This window comes from Streptomyces sp. URMC 126, from assembly GCF_051386555.1.
Lineage (GTDB): Bacteria > Actinomycetota > Actinomycetes > Streptomycetales > Streptomycetaceae > Streptomyces.
In genome coordinates this window covers 1-2,695 of sequence record NZ_JBPQTX010000536.1, presented here as the reverse complement: position 1 = coordinate 2,695, position 2,695 = coordinate 1, and the positions used below count along the sequence as shown (strand labels likewise).

Below are 2,695 nucleotides of genomic sequence, written 5' to 3'. Positions count from 1 at the left end.
GGCGGGACGGGCGGCTGCGCGTCCGACGGAGGTTTTCCACAGCCTGGAAGGTCTGTCCACAGGCCCCAGCGGGACTTGCGGAAACCCGGGATCGTAGAGGGCGTCGGTGGTCGGAACTCCCCACGCTAGGCGGTGTCTGCCATGCCTTCTTCGGTACGCGTCCTCCCGCACGCCCCCTCGTCCCTCCCGCTCTTCACGGCGTCGTCCGGGGCCTCGCCCCGTTCTCCCGCCACCTCCTCCCCGCACTCGCCCGCCCACTCCCTCTCGGCCTCGCGTCCGTCGGTGTGCTCCTCACCGCCGACGCCGGCGTGGTCGTCCCCGCCGGTCCCGGAGAGCGCTCGGCCCCGGCCGTCGTGGGTGCCGCCGCCCGCCTGCGACGTGCCGCACTTCGCTCCCGTCCGGGTGGGGCGGCGAAGGCGGGGGAAGGCCATGGGGCGGGCGGTCCTCGCGACCGGGGCGGTCGTGCTGTGCTGGGCGCTGCTCGTGTACGGGAGGCTTCGATGAGGCCCGCGCTCCCTCCCGCGCGGGTCCTCTCGCGGGGGCTTCCGGCGCCGCTGATCGGGACAGCGGATTGGACAGAACGGCCGGACGGTCTCGTATGTTATGGAACCCACCATTCCGGTACAGAGGCGCACAGAGAAGGGCTGTTCGGTGAGCGAGAAGAAGACAGGGATCCTTGGGGGCTTCAAGGCGTTCCTGATGCGGGGCAACGTGATCGACCTGGCGGTCGCCGTTGTCATCGGCGCGGCGTTCACCAACATCGTGAACTCGGTCGTCAAGGGCGTGATCAACCCCATCGTCGGCGCGTTCGGTACCAAGGACCTGGACCACTACGCGGCCTGCATCAAGGGCCCGTGCGCCAGGAAGGCCTCGGGCGAGGTGACCAAGGGAGTCTTCATCCAGTGGGGCTCGGTGCTCAGCGCCTCGCTCACCTTCCTGATCACCGCCGCGGTGGTCTACTTCCTGATGCTGCTGCCGATGAAGCGCTGGCAAGAGCGTCAGGCGGCCCGCCGTCCGGAGGACAACGGCCCGGCCGAGCCGACGGAGATCGAGCTGCTCGCGCAGATCAGGGACACCCTGGTCGAGCAGCGACGCGGCCCCGGCTCGGATTCCGTACCGGCGCAGCGGTAGGAGGGCGGCGACCGGCCGGGTCGCGGCTGAGGCCGTTGTCGCGGCCGAGGCCGTGGCCGTGGCGATCAGATGTGGTGCGGCGGCTTCTCGTCCAGGAAACGGGCGAGGTCGGCGGCGGAGTCGTGGCCCGTGGGGCGCTCACCCCAGCCCCGGTCCGTGTCGTCCGTCGACTGCCGGTCCAGCGGGTCGTCGAAGATCAGGGCCGCGGGCTTCGGTTCGGGGGCGGTGCTGCTCATGACACCAGGGTACGGGCGTCCCCGGTCGCGGCACCCGCGGTGAGCGGTGACAATCGCCGCATGAGCGATACGCCGCGTCGGCGGCTCGCGGGCGGATCGGGCGTACTGCGCCGGATGGCCACCCGAGGCCGGGACGAGGAGCACCGCACCGCCACCCCCCTGGAGCTGTTCTTCGACCTCTGTTTCGTGGTCGCGGTGGCCCAGGCGGGCGGTCAACTGGTGCACGCGCTGGCCGAGGCGCACACGGGCCATGGCGTCCAGGGCTACCTGATGATGTTCTTCGCCATCTGGTGGGCCTGGATGAACTTCACCTGGTTCGCCTCCGCCTACGACACGGACGACGTGCTGTTCCGCGGCATGACACTGGTCCAGATCGCCGGTGTGCTCGTGTTCGCGGCGGGGATCCCCCGCGCCTTCGACTCCGGTGATTTCCGGGTGATCTGGTTCGGCTACCTCGTGATGCGGCTGGCCATGGTGGCCCAGTGGCTGCGCGCCGGCCTCTCCACGACCGGTCGCGAACGCCGGACCGCGCTGCGGTACGCGGCGGGCGTGTCCGTCTGCCAAGTCGGCTGGCTGGGCCTGCTGTTCCTGTCCGACGGCGCCAAACCGTGGCTGTTCCTGGGGATGGCGGTATGCGAGATGGCCGTCCCCGTCTGGGCCGAGCACGGCTACCAGACCGGCTGGCACCCCCACCACATCGCCGAACGGTACGGCCTGTTCACCATCATCGTGCTCGGCGAGACGGTGTCGGCCGCGACGGTGGCCGTCCAGTCCGCCGTCGACGAACACGAGGCACTGGCCGACCTGTTGCCCATAGCCGCGGGCGGGCTCCTGCTCATCTTCGCCGCCTACTGGATCTACTTCGCCGTCCCCATCCATCTCCACTTGGTCTCCAACCGCCAGGCGTTCCTCTGGGGATACGGGCACTACCTCGTCTTCGGATCGGCCGCGGCGATCGGCGCCGGCATCGAGGTGGCGATCGAAGAGGCCGTCGGCAAGGCCCATGTCTCCCGGTTCGCGGCCTCCGGGGCGGTCACCCTGGCCGCGGCGCTCTTCATGTTCACGGTGTGGCTGATCCACTCCCGGCACCAGAAACGCGGCTGGGTACAGCAGGCGGTGCTCCCTGTCTCGGCGGTGCTGGTCCTGGCCTGCACGTTCGCGGGACGCTGGGCGGTCCTGCTGGCCGGGGCGGTGTCCACCGCCACGGTGGCGGTGGGTGTCACCCTGACGGCGCGGGGCGGGACGGCCCTGCGACAGGCGGAGGAGAACGAGGTGGGAGGGGCGGGGCGGTAACGGGAGAGCGGAGCGGTGACAGGGAGGGGAGCGAC

The 2,695-nt window shown here is 70.7% G+C and carries 4 protein-coding genes; 2 read left to right on the top strand and 2 right to left on the bottom strand.

Annotation, left to right across the window (positions count from 1 at the left end; all coding sequences use genetic code 11):
• Nucleotides 1-125 precede the first annotated feature (125 nt).
• Nucleotides 126-431 (bottom strand): hypothetical protein, encoded by a 306-nt coding sequence (locus ACSNOK_RS32435; RefSeq protein ID WP_436784372.1) that lies wholly within the window; start codon nt 429-431, stop codon nt 126-128.
• Between the two features lie 220 nt (nt 432-651).
• On the opposite strand from ACSNOK_RS32435, the gene mscL reads away from it, so the two are divergent.
• On the top strand, nt 652-1,131 hold the full coding sequence (gene mscL, locus ACSNOK_RS32430) for a large conductance mechanosensitive channel protein MscL (protein ID WP_436784371.1): 480 nt from the start codon (nt 652-654) through the stop codon (nt 1,129-1,131).
• Between the two features lie 65 nt (nt 1,132-1,196).
• Here the strand turns inward: mscL and ACSNOK_RS32425 are convergent, their stop codons facing one another.
• Entirely contained in the window at nt 1,197-1,367 is a 171-nt protein-coding gene (locus ACSNOK_RS32425) for a hypothetical protein (RefSeq protein ID WP_436784370.1), read from the bottom strand.
• A gap of 60 nt (nt 1,368-1,427) precedes the next feature.
• Between ACSNOK_RS32425 and ACSNOK_RS32420 the strand changes: the two genes are divergently transcribed.
• Complete coding sequence (locus tag ACSNOK_RS32420) at nt 1,428-2,660, top strand: low temperature requirement protein A (RefSeq protein ID WP_436784369.1); 1,233 nt, start codon at nt 1,428-1,430, stop codon at nt 2,658-2,660.
• The last annotated feature ends 35 nt before the right edge of the window (nt 2,661-2,695 follow it).